13 protein-coding genes are annotated in these 14,149 nt (G+C 34.9%); all 13 read right to left on the bottom strand.

The window, feature by feature from the left end:
- Positions 1–17 precede the first annotated feature (17 nt).
- Positions 18–1,892 carry a SulP family inorganic anion transporter gene (locus AACZ41_RS01415; RefSeq protein ID WP_339625756.1) on the bottom strand — a complete coding sequence of 625 codons (1,875 nt, stop codon included), beginning with the start codon at positions 1,890–1,892 and terminating at the stop codon, positions 18–20.
- A gap of 54 nt (positions 1,893–1,946) precedes the next feature.
- Positions 1,947–2,573 (bottom strand): carbonic anhydrase, encoded by a 627-nt coding sequence (locus AACZ41_RS01410; protein WP_339625754.1) that lies wholly within the window; start codon positions 2,571–2,573, stop codon positions 1,947–1,949.
- A 98-nt stretch (positions 2,574–2,671) separates the two neighbouring features.
- Positions 2,672–3,298: a carbonic anhydrase family protein gene (locus AACZ41_RS01405; protein WP_339625752.1), complete on the bottom strand. Its 627-nt coding sequence runs from the start codon at positions 3,296–3,298 to the stop codon at positions 2,672–2,674.
- 24 nt (positions 3,299–3,322) lie between these two features.
- Positions 3,323–4,144, bottom strand: coding sequence for a universal stress protein (locus AACZ41_RS01400; protein WP_339625750.1), 822 nt, complete (start codon positions 4,142–4,144; stop codon positions 3,323–3,325).
- A gap of 30 nt (positions 4,145–4,174) precedes the next feature.
- Complete coding sequence (locus tag AACZ41_RS01395; protein ID WP_339625748.1) at positions 4,175–5,767, bottom strand: SulP family inorganic anion transporter; 1,593 nt, start codon at positions 5,765–5,767, stop codon at positions 4,175–4,177.
- Between the two features lie 73 nt (positions 5,768–5,840).
- The gene (locus AACZ41_RS01390; protein WP_339625746.1) at positions 5,841–6,137 is read right to left on the bottom strand and encodes a hypothetical protein; all 297 of its coding nucleotides are present in this window, start codon (positions 6,135–6,137) and stop codon (positions 5,841–5,843) included.
- A gap of 46 nt (positions 6,138–6,183) precedes the next feature.
- Positions 6,184–6,945, bottom strand: a complete 762-nt coding sequence (locus tag AACZ41_RS01385) for a tetratricopeptide repeat protein (protein ID WP_339625744.1) — start codon at positions 6,943–6,945, stop codon at positions 6,184–6,186.
- Between the two features lie 2 nt (positions 6,946–6,947).
- Positions 6,948–8,672: a BatD family protein gene (locus tag AACZ41_RS01380; RefSeq protein ID WP_339626934.1), complete on the bottom strand. Its 1,725-nt coding sequence runs from the start codon at positions 8,670–8,672 to the stop codon at positions 6,948–6,950.
- Between the two features lie 59 nt (positions 8,673–8,731).
- Positions 8,732–9,586, bottom strand: coding sequence for a tetratricopeptide repeat protein (locus tag AACZ41_RS01375; RefSeq protein ID WP_339625742.1), 855 nt, complete (start codon positions 9,584–9,586; stop codon positions 8,732–8,734).
- The gene (locus tag AACZ41_RS01370; RefSeq protein WP_339625740.1) at positions 9,567–10,613 is read right to left on the bottom strand and encodes a VWA domain-containing protein; all 1,047 of its coding nucleotides are present in this window, start codon (positions 10,611–10,613) and stop codon (positions 9,567–9,569) included. Before AACZ41_RS01370 ends, AACZ41_RS01375 begins: the two co-directional genes overlap by 20 nt.
- A gap of 1 nt (position 10,614) precedes the next feature.
- On the bottom strand, positions 10,615–11,613 hold the full coding sequence (locus tag AACZ41_RS01365; RefSeq protein ID WP_339625738.1) for a VWA domain-containing protein: 999 nt from the start codon (positions 11,611–11,613) through the stop codon (positions 10,615–10,617).
- Positions 11,614–13,221 carry a hypothetical protein gene (locus AACZ41_RS01360; protein ID WP_339625737.1) on the bottom strand — a complete coding sequence of 536 codons (1,608 nt, stop codon included), beginning with the start codon at positions 13,219–13,221 and terminating at the stop codon, positions 11,614–11,616.
- A gap of 59 nt (positions 13,222–13,280) precedes the next feature.
- Positions 13,281–14,147, bottom strand: coding sequence for a DUF58 domain-containing protein (locus AACZ41_RS01355; RefSeq protein WP_339625735.1), 867 nt, complete (start codon positions 14,145–14,147; stop codon positions 13,281–13,283).
- Positions 14,148–14,149: the final 2 nt, after the last annotated feature.

Genomic DNA, 14,149 nt, shown 5'->3' with positions numbered 1-14,149 from the left:
TTATCAGTTTTGATGGTTTAGTTCGAAGGGTATTTATCTTTTACATTCGCTTTCACCCATGTAAGACATTCATCAAATGACTCAAAGATATGCTCATTGGGAATCAAATCAGGAATAAGTCCAACACGCTCCATCATATACCTAGGTTGTTTTAAAACTTCTACAAACAATATGTTAATGCCAGATTTTCTAAGGCTGATCAATACATCTTCTAACGTATAAAGACCAGATTGGTCCATGTATTGCATACGACCCATTCTAATAATTACCGTAGAGGCAGTTCTAGGAATTTGGTCGGCCATTTGCTGAAATTCACTTGTTGAACCGAAAAACAGAGGTCCTTTCAAATGTTTAATAAAAACTTCTTCTTGCAAACTCTTAGGAAATGCAGCCTCATCTGGCCAATTTACTTCCTTTTCTAGTGTTTTAACGTCGGATCGTTCTGCAGTTAAATCACCCATTTTTTTCATGAACATCAATGAAGCTATCACAAGGCCTACACCAACGGCATATACTAAATTCCATATGGAAGAGAGTACAAGAACAACCAACATGATTACCACCTCTGAGCTAAATTTTATAGGACCTAAACTCAAATCTTTCGGCAAACTAGGTATTGCCTTTAGGCCTTTATAGTCCATAACCCCGATACCAACTGTAACCAAAATACCAGCAAGTACAGCTGCAGGAATTTGCGATGCTACAGGGCCTAATGCTAATAGAACAATTAAAAGTAATACACCGGCAACCATACCGGACAATTTAGTTTTACCCCCTGCATTAATATTTACTACCGTTCTAATTGTAGCTCCGGCTCCTGGGATACCGCCAAAAAGGGCTGCAATACTATTACCTATTCCTTGTCCAACCAATTCTTTGTTAGGTCGATGTTTTGTTTTGGTCATGTTATCTGCAACTACCGAAGTTAGAAGAGAATCAATTGCACCTAAAAGTGCCAGTGTAAGAGCGGTAAATATATAGGGGGTGACAGAACTCAATTCAAATTGAGTAAAAATACCAAGATTAGGTAATGGAAATCCGCTAGGTATTTGTTCTATTGGTCTGTAGTCTAATCCAAAACCATAAGCCACACCCGAAACGGCTACCAGCGCTACCAATGCACTAGGTATAGTTGTGGTAATGCGTTTAAATCCGTAGATAATGATAATCGTAGATAATGCTAGAATTAATTCAAGCCAGTTGATATTTTTTAAAGCCCTTGGAAATATTTTTATAGCTCCAATGACCCCAGAAGCTTCAGATTTTGCGAGTGTTTGAGCTTCTTTAAGCATGTCAGCTTCTGTAATTTGTTCTGCTCTTTTTATGGTCTCTTTAAAATCCTCTAGTACCAAAATACCTTCCCCTGCCTCTTCTTTTAAGATATTATCTAAAATTATCTCTTCAGCCATAGGCTTATATTTGTTTACAAAATCAGCATCTTCTTTTGGGTAATAACCAATTGCAGGTAGAATTTGCGTCACTAAAATAATCACACCAATAGCTGTCATAAAACCAGATACAACCGGATAGGGAATGTATCGAATGTATTTTCCAACACCAATTAGGCCAAGTCCAATTTGCATTAATCCTGCCAATAGGAATACAATTAAAATAGCGGGTAATGCTTTTTCGATACTTCCGTCATTTATTGCTACTATACCAGCAATAACAACCATGCTTACTGCTGTCATTGGAGCTGTAGGTCCTGAAATCTGAGTATTTGTGCCGCCAAAAAGTGCCGCGAAAAAACTTATGAAAATTGCTCCATATAATCCAGCGCTTGGCCCCATTCCTGAGCTTACTCCAAAGGCAAGTGCTAATGGCAATGCAACGATACCTGCTGTTATACCACCAAATAAATCCCCTTTAAAATTTGAAAAAAGTTTCTTCATGAAATAAGAATTAGTGCTATTCGATTAGCTCAGGTTTCACCTGAGGAATTTTGGTTAATCTAAATGATAGATTTCCATAATGTTTTTAAGATAGCCTTCAAAGTCTATTTTAAGGTCTATTAATTTTCCAGTATGTACGTCAAATATCCATCCATGTACCTTTAATCCATGGTCGCGAAATGCTTTTTGTACTGTAGCTGTTTTAATAAGGTTTACACATTGTTCTTTTACATTTAACTCTACGAGCCTATCATATTTCTTTGTTTCGTTTTCAATGGCGTTTAGTTCCTCTTTATGCAAACGATATACATCACGTATATTTCGCAACCAAGGATTTAACACCCCTAAATCTGCCGATTGCATAGCGGCTTTGACTCCACCACATGCATAATGCCCACAAACAATAATATGTTTTACTTTCAAATAATCAACAGCATACTTTACTACAGATAAAACATTTAGGTCGATACTGATGACCATATTGGCAATATTCCTATGAACAAAAACTTCGCCAAGTTTTGCACCCATAACTTCTTCTGCAGTTACCCTGCTATCTGAACAGCCTATATATAATAGTTCAGGATTTTGACCCACCGCAAGCTGCTCAAAATAATCAGGATTAGTTTCCAATTTTTCAGCTATCCATTTTTCGTTATTGTCAAAAACAGTATCTAGGTTCATGATGTAAATTTCTTTACAAAATAGTGCTAATTCTACACTAATACTGTAAAAAGGTCGATACGGTCATCGCCCTTTTTAAAATAAATTATATCAAGCTATTAATAGAAAACTACTTCACCTGTAGATATGTCATACATTGCACCAACTATCTTAATTTCGCCATTATCTTCCATTTCTGCTAAAACAGGGCTATTCTGACGTATATTATCGATTGTTAAAAGCACATTTTTTTCAGCAACTTTATCAACGAACTCAAGATTTTGAGAATTTCTTTGACTTTCATCTGTTGGCTCGGTTACGGCATCTACTGCTGGTTCTATCTTATTGATTAAGGCAGTTAAATTACCCAATCTGGCATGGTCACAGGCTCCTTTTATTGCTCCACAGCTCGTATGACCTAGAACTACAACCAATTTTGTACCGGCAAGTTTACAACCAAATTCCATACTGCCTAAAATATCTACGTTAGAAAAGTTACCTGCAATTCTAATACTGAAAATATCACCTAATCCTTGGTCAAACACTAATTCAGCTGAAACCCTTGAGTCGATACAGCTTAAAATGGTAGCGAAAGGAAATTGCCCTTCGCTTGTATCATTAACTTGTTCTAGAAGATTTCGGTTAGCTTTTAAATTATTTTGAAAACGCTGATTGCCTTCTTTCAAGAAATTCAATGCTTTCTCAGGTGTCATTGTTGACTGTGTCTCCTTAGTATGTGCTTTCATATATTTTTATTTATAATAATTATTTTATAATGTATTATTAGATTGTCCCATTAAAATAAGAGGAACTTTTAATGTGTCGATAACATCACTAATGTTTGGGGTAATCGAATCATTTTTACTTCTTTTATCATTTGATCTATTAACACAAAGAAGACTTATGTTGCTCTTAGTAATGTAGTTAGATAGGTTTCGAATAGAGTTATCGTTCTTTTCAAAAATAAATTCTACTTCTTTTCTTTTTTTAGTGGTTTGATTTGTTTTTAAAGCATCGGAATTCTCAACAATCTTAAATGATTTTAATGGTTTTTGAGAATTGGATAATAACCCTTCAGTAAAATCATTTACCGAAGATTGTTCCTTATCATTTAAGATGCCAAAACTCAATTCGTTGTTAAGCTCTAAAACATTCTTTTCATCCGTTAAGAATACTGGTCCTTTGTGCTGGTTCAATACAAATTGTATAAGGTTGTCACTAACCAGATTAAATACGTTACTCTTTTTTTTACCTAAAACAACGATATCCGGTTTATGTACATCAATATAATTGGCTATTTCATTTTTTAGGTTACCAATAGCAAAAGAATATGTAATGGGTACACCAAAATCTTTTGAAAATGATTGCACTATGGATTTAATTTTTTTATCCATATCAATATATTCATTGTTAATAGATCTGATGGCAGATAGTTGACTTTCTTTTGTAACTACATCAGAGGCTTTTTTTACATGAAAAAGCCCTATTTCACCTTTAATCATTTTAGCAAGACTTAGAGTACTTTTCAAAGTATTACTCAAAGATTCTTTTAGATCGGTGAAGATTACAATTTTATAATTATTTTTTTTCATCTTTTTTAATTTAAATAAACCATAATGGTTTTAGCTTAAGCTTAATTTCGATTTTGGTCTTTCTTCAAAGAAACCAACAAAGCTTGGTGGGTTTTCTACAATACCCCTTTTTGATACTAACTTTATGTCTATGTTTCGTTCTTTAGCTTTAAAGCTAAAGTCATCTAAAATTTCAATAATGTCATTATCTAAATATCTGGTTTTTAGAATATCTATTTCTAAATATGTATCTCTTGGTAGACTATCTAACTCTTTTAAAATTGCACCTTTATTGAAAAAAGTAACTTCTTCTGCTAAAGTCATTTTTATTTTGTGTTTACCGTTACTTTTATCTTCAATATGAAGAAAGTGAGAGTTTTGATAGCTTTTTAAAAGAATGACCACGATGCCTACTGCCAAGCCTAAACTTATACCAATCAATAAATCGGTAAAAACAATACCAAGCACAGTAACAAAAAATGGGATAGATTGTTTCCAGCCAAGGCGATACATTTTCACGAAAAGCGCAGGTTTAGCTAGTTTGTAACCTACAATAAAAAGTATTGCTGCCAAAACTGATAAAGGAATCATATTCAACAAGGTAGGAATAAGAATTACAGAAATAAGTAATAAAAAACCGTGAATAATTGCAGAAAGTTTTGTTCTACCATTAGATTGAATATTCGCAGAACTTCTAACAATTACTTGGGTAATAGGCAAACCACCTATCATACCTGAAATAACATTACCTGCACCTTGAGCTAATAGCTCTCGATTAGTTGGCGTAACATTTTTATGTGGGTCTAATTTATCGGTAGCTTCTACACATAGCAGAGTTTCTAAACTTGCCACCAAAGCAATCGTAAATGCAGTAATCCAAATTTGTGGGTTGGTTATAGCGCTGAAGTTCGGGAAGCTAAATTGACCTAAGAATGAGTCTATGTCTTCAGGTACAGGTACACTTACCAAATGGTCTGGTGAGATTGCTAGAACCTCACTGTTTTGAGTTAGTATAAAAAAAAGAATACCTACCGCTACCGCTACCAAAGGCCCTTGAACCAATTGAAAAATCTTCCCTTTTTTAGAGAGGATCTTATCCCATAATAAAAGTATAGATAAACCTATAATCGCTACCAAGGTAGCCCCTGGACTTATGTTATTTAAGGTGTCTAGAATTTCAGTAAATGTATTTTTGCCATCTACTTGAAAAAATGCCCAATCACCTTCTGGATCGGGGTCATAGCCGAAAAAATGAGGTATTTGCTTTAGAATTATTATAATTCCAATTCCTGTAAGCATTCCTTTGATTACAGAAGATGGAAAATAATAACCAATAACTCCTGCTTTTAAGAAACCGAAAATAATTTGAATTATGCCTCCTAAAACCACGGCTACTAAGAAATTTTCATAACCACCTAAGGTACCAATAGCTGTTAATACAATCGCGGCTAAACCTGCTGCCGGCCCACTTACGCCTATTTTAGAGCCACTCATGGCACCTACGAATATACCTCCAATAATACCTGCGATTAATCCTGAAAATAAAGGAGCTCCACTTGCTAGAGCAATACCTAAACAAAGGGGTAGTGCAACGAAAAATACTACGATACTCGCTGGAATATCGTTTTTAATATGTTTGAACATGTAAATTAAATGATTGTGTACTATTTTGTTTTAAATAGGACAGATTAGTCAATTGAATAAAAAACTATAAAGACTAGCTATAATGTTCAGGGGGGGGAGATAAAACTTCTAACGAAAGGTCAAAACAACCAATAATGTGATGGTTTAATCTTATTATATTTTCATAAATAGCAATCATTGAAAAATCTAGCGAATTTACTTTTACAAATTTTTCTTCACCTATTGATTTTTTGCCCGACTCTTGTTGTTCCTCTTCATTGATGTTAGTCACAACAATAGGGTTGTCAATATCGCATAAAGTAATTATGCTTGGCGCAGTAACTGCAAAAAGCCATAATAGTAATAAAGTTATGCGTGCTATATATTTCATTGACCTCGATCAATGACGAAGATAATATTCTAAGGTTTAAACATTGTTAAAAATCCTTTAACAATTTCAATGCATTTTTTTGAACCCACCCTGTTTTGCCATCTGCCAGCTTTATTTTGTTCCATTCATCTAATTGATCTAGAATGTTCACTTTAGTACCGGCATGTATTACAAAAACCTGTTGACTGTTAACATTTGGCTCAGATTTTATGGAGCTTTCTTCTGCAAAAATTATAGCAGGTTGTAAATCTTTAAAATCACTTTGCTGTATAAATGCAAATACTATTGCAATGAAACAGATAAATAAGGCAAGTATACTGCCAATGAATGACCACCGTTTAGCAGTAGATGAGTTAGCATAATAAAAAAGTATATACAAAAGAACAAATAGGAACATGAAGGCAATAGCAAAATAAGCCCATTGGTCGAATGTTAATTTACCCGTTACACTTTTGTATAGTTTAGATAATCCGGTTACGGGCATTGTATCAATGGCATCTAGAGTCATATTCTGAGCATAGCTAAGATTGGTTTTTACTTCTTCATCATTCGGTGATAACAATAATGCCTTCTCGTAATAATAAATGCTCTCAGCTATTTTGTTAAGCTTATAAAATGAGTTACCCAAATTGAAATAGACCGCAGTTGAGTGCTCACCATTATCTAGAATATCGGTGTAGAAGCCTATAGCTTTTTCATATTCACCAGAATTATATGCAGTTGTAGCCTCGTCGAACAATTTATTGTTCTGCGCAGTGCACATTAGAAATGTAAAAAGGCTAAAAAATATAGTTAGATTTTTGAACATGCTTATAATTGTTTATCCATTTGGGAAATTACCTCGCTTGCTGTTTCATAATCGGCCTGTATTTGCACATCGGAAAAAGGACTATATCTTGCCGCTTCACAATTTTCTAATAATGCTATAAAGCCTTGTATGGTATTTGTTTCTATTTCTTTTTTATGTAATAATTCGACAATTTTATCTTTACTGAAATCAGAAGTCTCAATCTTTAATTTTGCTTTCAAATAATTATGTAGAGCTCTTTCTAAAGCAACATAGAAAGAGTCTTTATTGCCTAGTTCTTTCTTGGCTGCAGAAAGGTATTTTCTAGCTAATTTATTCGCTTTTCTTATTTTATTACCGGCTACATCGCCAGCAATGGCGTCTCTTTTCTTTCTGAATACAATGGCCAAAGGAATTAACAAAAGTGGACATAATAACCAAAGATAGAATGATGTAGAGCCGAAAAAATAAGAAATTGATTTGCTAGTTAGGTTTGGGGTCAGTTTTATGAAATTAAACTGATCTTTACTTGCTATAACAGATTGTTTTGAACTATTTGTGGAAGTTGTCGAATTGCTATCTGCACTCAACGGGCCCTCTAATACGCTAATGACAATTTCATCTGAAGTTAATGTCGTATATTTTTCGGTTATTGGATTGAAAAAGCTAAAACTTAACGGAGCAATTGGATATTTTCCCCTAAATGAAGGTACAATGGTGTATTGATTACTAACCTTACCCTGCATACCGGCCAGTGTTGTTCTTACCCCTTCGGTAAATTCTGGCTCATAGACTTCTAAGGCACTTGGTAATTCAAGTTCAGGAAGTTTAAAAAGCTTAAGGTTTCCTTTTCCGTTTACTTCAACGGTTGCTTGTAAAGATTCGGTAGCGTTTAAACTTTTCTTACTGGTTGTAACGGCAAAATCAAAATCTCCTACCGCTCCATTAAAATTAGACGGTTGGTTGGCCAATGGTAATGGCTTTACGTTAATAGTTCTATTGCCCGCAGATACTGTTTTATTAGTTTGGGCATACATTCTTTGTCCGAAAAAATCGCGTCTTCCTGTTGGCACATCTACGGTAACATCAAGAGAAAGAGGTTCAATATCCAATTTTCCAGATTTTTGAGGATAGAGAACAACACGTTTTAAAATTACATATCGATAAGGCTTGCCTTTATAAGTTCCGTTTTGGGCACTTAGAGCAGAAACTTTAATATCTTGACTCCAGAAATTATTGTAGGTAGGATTGTCTAAAGGTTGATAATTCGATACGCTAATATTTGGACTAACATATAATTTATAGATGACCGTAATAGCTTCGTTCAAAAACGGGTCGGTCTTAGAAATTTCTGCTACTAAATGTAGATTCTCATCAGCTACATCATCTGCGGTCATTTGATCACTCGGTTTATCTACTGCAGCAGTCACCTCTACTTCGCTTGCAAGCGATTTATAGGTTTCGCCACCAATAACAATTGTGGCCTGCTTAATGGTGAATTTACCTTTTGCGGTTGGTGAAAGTGTGTAAGAGTAAGATTTTGAATAACTTCTAACCCCATTAATCCATGATGAGCTGATTGACTGTGATGGCCCCATGATTACTTTAAACCCTGAAAAATCTGGCGGATTAAAATTATCACCATCACGGTTCATGACAAAGTCTACCCTAAGCCTTTCATTTAAACCAAGCTTAGGTTTGCTCAGTTTCATTTCAAAAGTTACAGCATCATTATCTTGCGCCATCATCAAAAATGATGATAGAAATACCGTTAGTACTAACGTAAGTTTAGTTATGGACTTTGAGTCTACCAATCTTTTTCATTTTTAATCTTAGCACCTTTTACTTTCTTGGCATCAATTTTGTCTTGAACCTTTTTTTCTGCATTTTGCATAGCTCTTAACAAGTTTTCAACCTGTTGTTTTGAAAGTTGATTGGGCCTAGGTTGCTGTTGTTCTTGTTGATTGTCACCTTGCTCAGGGTTTTTCTTTTGATCTTCTTTATTATCGCCTTCACCTTCTTTGTTCTCGTCTTTTTTCTCTTCATTCTGATCGCCTTCATCACCCTTCTCACCTTCGTCTCCTTTATCTTTCTTATCCTCGTTTTCTCCCTCGTCTTTTTTCTCCTGGTCTTTTTTCTCTTTGTCTTTATCCTTATCGTCTTGATTTTGTTTTTTCTCCTCTTTGTCTTTTTTCAAAAGTTCTTTTGCCAAGGCAAGGTTGTATCTTGTTTCTTCATCGGTTGGGCCATTTCTTAAAGCTTCTTTGTACGCTTCTACTGCTTTAGAGTAATCTTTACGCTTCATAAAAACGTTTCCCATATTATGATAGGCCTTATGTTTTTCCTCTTTTGATGTTGATGCCTCGCCAGCCTCTTTAAATCTGCCAAAAGCTTCATTATACGTTTCATTGGCATAATAGGCATTTCCTAAATTATAAGGAGCAACGCTATTATCAGGACTCTTTGCGATTGCCTTTCTATAATCTACTTCAGCGGCGATAAAGTTATCTTCAGACAATGCTTTATTGCCATCCCATGTCAGATTGGTCGAAGATTTTAATGCCTTCTCTTTTTCTTTCACGTCAGCTTCTTGTGCAAAAGTAGACAAGCACACAAAAGCGAATAAAAATACGATGCCTATTTTATTCATGTCTTTTCTCATTGAACAAATTAAGATTCTTTAACCACTTGGTCTTACGGTCCAAGATAAAAATATCTAAAAAGAGAAGCAACAATGCTGCTCCAATAAACCATTGAAATTGGTCCTTATATTCTGCGAACTGTTTGGCCTCAAATTCCTTTTTATCCATTTGTAACAATTCATTTTTAATAATTTCTACAGCAGCATCTGTGTTTGAGCCATCAATATACTGACCATTACCTTCACTTGCAATATCAATAAGAACCTCCTTATTTAGTTTGGTAATCACGGTTTCACCTTGATTGTCTTTTTTTAGACTTTCTAATATTCCATTTCTTTTAATTGGAATAGGCGCTCCTTTTTCTTTTCCTACTCCAATAGTATAAATAGTGATGCCTTCATCAACAGCATCTTCTACCGCATCTAATGTAGAGCCTTCAGAATGGTCCTCGCCATCAGAAATAATGAACAATACCCGATTGGTTTGTTCGGCATCATCATAATAGGTCGTTGCAAGTTCAATCGCTTGGTCGATAGCTGTACCTTGTGAAGTTAGCATATCGGTATTCATGCCCTGTAAGAACATCTTTGCAGCACTATAATCTGTAGTTATGGGTAATTGAGGATAGGCCTGACCTGCGTAAGCTATTATGCCAATACGGTCGCTTGCCAATTGATTTATAATTTCTGATACTAATCTTTTTGCCTTTTCAATTCTATTTGGAGCAATGTCCTCTGCCAGCATACTTTTAGAAACATCCACTGCAAAAACAATATCTACCCCTTCTCTTTTTACGGTTTCTAATTTTGTGCCAATCTTAGGGTTTACTAGACCAACAATTAAAGATGCCAATCCAAGAATTAATACCATAAGCTTTATTACACCCTTGTTAGAAGAACGATTAGGCGTCAATCTTTTTAATAGCTCGGTGTTCGCAAATTTCTTTCGTGTTTTCTTCTTCCACACTAAAACCAACAGAAACAGTGCCACTATCACCGGTATGATAATAAGCAAGTAGAAATATATTTTTTCGTCTAACTGTACCATATTATACAAAACTTCTAAAAAGCGTGTTTCTTAAAATCCATTCTACTAATAGGAGCGTACCTGCCAATAAAACCCATGGTCTAAATTTCTCTTCGTATCGGTAATATTTGAATTCTTCTATCTCCGTTTTTTCCAATTTATTGATTTCGTCATAGATTTCTTCTAACGACTCATTATCTGTAGCTCTAAAATATCTACCGCCGGTAGCCAGTGCTATATCTTTTAGTAATTCTTCATCTATTTCAACTTGGCGCATACCATACCTATAAGATCCATCTGAATTATATTGAATAGGTGTCAGTGCATTACCATTTGTGCCTAAACCAATAGTATAGGTTTTTATGCCATATTCAATAGCTAAGTCAGCCGCTGTTTGAGGTTCTATAAAACCAGAATTGTTAACACCATCGGTCAACAAAATGATAATTTTACTTTTTGCGGTACTTTCTTTAAGTCTGTTTACTGAGGTAGCTAACCCCATACCAATGGCAGTACCATCTTCCAATTGACCATAAGTAATTTCAGAAAGGGCGTTTAGTACAATTGATTTGTCAGTGGTAACCGGTGTTTTGGTATAACTTTCAGCTGCATAAACAACAAGTCCAATCCGGTCATTTGGTCTTTTCTTGATAAAATCTGCCGCAACATCTTTAAGGGCAGATAGTCTGTTTGGCTTAAGGTCTCGTGCTAGCATACTAGAAGACACATCAATAGCTATAACGATATCAATACCTTTAGTTGTTTTGGTTCTAGTAGAAATATCTTCTGTTTGCGGTCTTGCCATAGCAATAATAATAGCACCAAGAGCCAATAGTCTTAGTATAAAAAGGCCAGGTTTTAATTTTGGCAAAATGCTTTTGTAGCTAAAACCTTTTGCACTAGAAATACGAAGCGAAGCAGTCTCTTCCTTTTGTTTAAAGATATACCACACAATAGCTAATGGCAGTATTAATAACAGCCAAAAGAAATCAGGATTTGCAAATGATATATTCTCGAACATTTATGATTCTGTTTTAACTTCTACCGATGCCAAAATTCGGTCAACTATTTCTTGGGCATATGTGTCATCTTCTAACCAAGAAAGAATAATGTATTGTTGAAAGCCTTTGCCGCCAAAAAGTAATACAGTATACTTACCATTGATCAATTCTTTTGAATTAGGCACAATAAACTTGCCATTTCCAAAAACCTTAACCCCTTTTATCCCACTAATGGTGGAGAATTCTTCTTGTTTAGTGATAATATTTTTTGCTCCCTGACCTTCAAAATTGGAAAGTATCTGTTCAATCGTTTTTTCGAAATCAGGTTCAGCGTCTTGCTGATTAAGTGTTATTGAAGTGGTACCCACGGTAAATAAACCAATAGGACTAGTATATCCAAATGCTTGCATGTCTGCGATTGCTGCTTTTGCTTCTGGTGGTAGCTTAACTTCTTGTCGTACTAAAACCTGGGGTGTCTCTAATTGAACTGGAGGGAAACCATAACTGCTGCGTACCCATTCACCTTCTAATAATTCTTTGGTTGGATGTCCAAAAACGGAATCTTTTAAATAGCCAAAACCATATTTTATACCAGCTATAGTGGTACCTATAAGTAAAATGGCGACAAAAGAAACAATAGCAACCTTTATCTTTTTCCTTTTCGTTTTACGTTCAAGTTCCTCTTGGTATTCGGCTTGCTCTAATAATTCTTCTTCGGTTGGTTCTGGAAGGGCGTCATGGGTTTTAACCACAATTTGTTCTACCATCTTTCTGTCTTGCTCGGCAATTGAGGTCGATGGTTTGTTTTTAGCGAATTTCACTAAATCTGCCGTCTGTAATATTTGTTGAAATTGTTTAATGGTATCATCGTCCAATTTTAACTCGCCCGCATCTTTTAAAAGTTCTAATTTTTCAATTAGCTGACCTGTGGTACTTTCTAATGCGGAAACATGCGCATCTTCCTCTAAATATGAACGAACAATAGAGGTAAGCTCAGAATAGTATTGTTTATACTCGTCTTGAATTAAATATTTAGAATTTTCTAAACGTTTAAGTTCTAATAACGCTCTGTCGTAAGGTGGTAAAAGTGCTACTTTCTCCTCTTCTGTTAATGGTTTTTTTCGTAATACAAACCAATAGAAAAGAGCTCCTAATACAAGTAGAATCAAAATGCTTATGAGTACATATTTCCAAAATTCGATATTGCTTTTCTCAACATTAATCAGCGGTTTAATGTCGTACATTTTTTGATTTAAAGTATCTACAGGGATGGTGGCTACATTAATCAACATAGAATCGGTCATGAAACCCGTTCCGTTTATTTCAATTCGTTGAGAGGGTAATTTATATGCCCCAGAATCGAATTGAGTAAGTGCGTATATTTTTTGTAATGTTAAGCGATCTTTTTTCTTAGTGGTATCGGTCGCAAACGCTTCTACAGTTTCTAACGGAGAAAAAGTTTGCCCTTCAGGAAAAATAACTGTAGATGTGGTGTCAATATCAACGGTTACTGTCCAATGTACCTGTTCACCTATTTTAATATGTGTAGTGTCTATTTCAGTACTTACAGTGGGTCTCTCTTGCGCAAAACCTTGAATGATAAAAATAAGAAATACAAAAATAGGCATGCTTCGCCGTAAGTTCGAAATGCCTTTTTTAATTATACAAGTAAAATAAATCATTCGTATCAACCTCTTCTTTTAAAATAACCCAATAATTTTTTTACATAACTTTCATCTACCCTACAATCTAATGTTCCACAGCCAGATTTAGTAAACGATTCTTTAAAATACGTAACGCGTTCTCTATGAAATTCTGCATAGGCATTTCGTACTTTTTTAGATTGGGAATTTACTAATTGTAATTTTCCAGTTTCAGCATCTTCAACTTGTATCATACCTAGATTAGGTATTGACTCTTCACGTTCATCGAAAACTCGTATTCCTGTTAGGTCATGTTTATTACCTGTAATTTTCAGTGTTTTTTCATACCCATCATCAATAAAATCAGAAAGCACAAAAACTATAGCTTTCTTTTTCATTACGCTGCTCAAGAATTTCAATGCCTGTGCAATATCTGTTTTATTGCTTTTAGGTTTAAATTCTAACAATTCACGTATAATACGTAGGGCGTGTGTTTTACCTTTTTTTGGTGGTATAAAAAGTTCAATCTGATCAGAGAATAAAATGATGCCGACTTTATCATTATTATTTAAAGCACTGAATGCTAATGTCGCCGATATTTCGGTAACAATTTCGTTTTTAAACTGATTGGTAGTTCCAAAAAGCTCTGAGCCACTTATATCGACCATGAGCATCATTGTGAGTTCTCGTTCCTCTTCAAAAACTTTTATATAAGGTTCATTGTAACGAGCGGTAACGTTCCAATCAATATTTCTAACATCGTCACCAAATTGATATTGCCTTACTTCACTAAACGTCATGCCCCTACCTTTAAAGGTAGAGTGATATTCCCCACCAAATATATGGTCGGATAGACGTCGCGTCTTAATCTCTATTTTCCGTACTTTTTTGAGTAGCTCTTTGGTATCCATTT

This window comes from uncultured Maribacter sp. (assembly GCF_963974015.1).
GTDB lineage: Bacteria > Bacteroidota > Bacteroidia > Flavobacteriales > Flavobacteriaceae > Maribacter.
The sequence above is the reverse complement of the archived record's forward strand: the minus strand, read 5'-3'. Positions and strand labels throughout refer to the sequence as shown.